Source organism: Sphingobacterium sp. UBA7253, from assembly GCF_002472745.1.
GTDB lineage: Bacteria > Bacteroidota > Bacteroidia > Sphingobacteriales > Sphingobacteriaceae > Sphingobacterium > Sphingobacterium siyangense.
In genome coordinates, this window is sequence record NZ_DKSP01000180.1 from 4519 (window position 1) to 6083 (window position 1565).

The following is a 1565-nucleotide window of genomic DNA, read 5'->3' on the forward strand; positions in this document are numbered from 1 at the left end:
GAAGTCGCAAAACGACCACCATCCAAAGGCACTAAAGGACGTAACTCAGGTGGAATGATTGGAACGATTTTCACAATCATCCATTCTGGACGATTCTCGATATTTTCACGTGAACTACGGAAAGCCTCAACCACATGAAGGCGTTTTAACGCTTCATTTTTACGTTGTTGAGAAGTTTCGTTAGCAGCTTGGTGACGTAAATCGTATGACAATTGATCCAAATCAATACGTTTCAACAAATCTTCTAACGCCTCAGCACCCATCTTGGCAACGAATTTTTGAGGATCGTTATCGTCTAAATATTGATTTTCTTTTGGTAAGGTATCTAAAATATCTAAATATTCTTCTTCAGTCAAGAAGTCCATAAAGTTGATACCATCTTCTTCTTTAATACCAGCTTGGATAACCACATAACGTTCGTAGTAAATGATCATATCCAATTTCTTGGTAGGAAGTCCCAATAAATAACCAATTTTATTAGGAAGAGAACGGAAATACCAGATGTGTGCAACAGGAACAACCAAATTGATGTGTCCCATACGCTCACGACGTACTTTTTTCTCAGTTACTTCAACACCACAACGGTCACATACGATACCTTTATAACGGATACGTTTGTATTTACCACAGTGACATTCGTAGTCCTTCACAGGACCAAAAATGCGCTCACAGAATAAACCGTCACGTTCTGGTTTGTAGGTACGATAGTTAATCGTTTCCGGTTTTGTAACTTCACCACTTGAGCGTTCCAAAATAGTTTCTGGAGAAGCCAAGCTGATCGTAATCGAAGTGAAGTTGCTTTTAATTTTATTATCTTTTTTGTAAGACATACTTATTCAAAAGTTAAAGCTTTATAAAGAAGCTTTGAAGGACTAAGCCCTTCAAAGCCCTATTTGCTTAATTAATCCAATGTGATATCTAGACCCAATCCACGTAACTCGTGTACCAATACGTTGAACGATTCTGGTACCGATGGTGTCGGAAGGTTGTTACCTTTTACGATTGCCTCGTAAGTTTTGGCACGACCAACCACGTCATCCGATTTCACAGTCAAGATTTCTTGAAGGATGTTAGACGCACCGAATGCTTCCAATGCCCAAACCTCCATCTCACCGAAACGTTGACCACCGAATTGCGCTTTACCACCCAGAGGTTGTTGTGTGATCAATGAGTACGGACCGATTGAACGTGCGTGCATTTTATCATCAACCATGTGACCTAATTTCAACATGTAGATTACACCCACTGTCGTCGGTTGATCGAAACGGTCACCTGTCAATCCGTTGTACAAATATGTACGTCCAGATTTTGGTAGGCCAGCTTTCGCAACCCAATCTTGTACCTGATCCATTTCAGCACCATCAAAGATAGGTGTAGCAAATTTCACACCCAATTTTTGACCTGCCCAACCCAATACGGTCTCGTAGATCTGTCCCAAGTTCATCCGTGAAGGTACCCCTAGTGGGTTCAACACGATATCAACTGGTGTTCCATCTTCTAAGAATGGCATATCCTCATCACGTACGATACGTGCAACGATACCTTTGTTACCGTGACGACCGGCC

The 1565-nt window shown here is 41.3% G+C and carries 2 pseudogenes; both read right to left on the minus strand.

The features are described 5' to 3' along the window. Positions 1-830, minus strand: a pseudogene (locus B2X72_RS18070) (DNA-directed RNA polymerase subunit beta'); the annotation flags it as partial. A gap of 71 nt (positions 831-901) precedes the next feature. Next, positions 902-1565: pseudogene (rpoB, locus tag B2X72_RS18075) on the minus strand (DNA-directed RNA polymerase subunit beta); the annotation flags it as partial.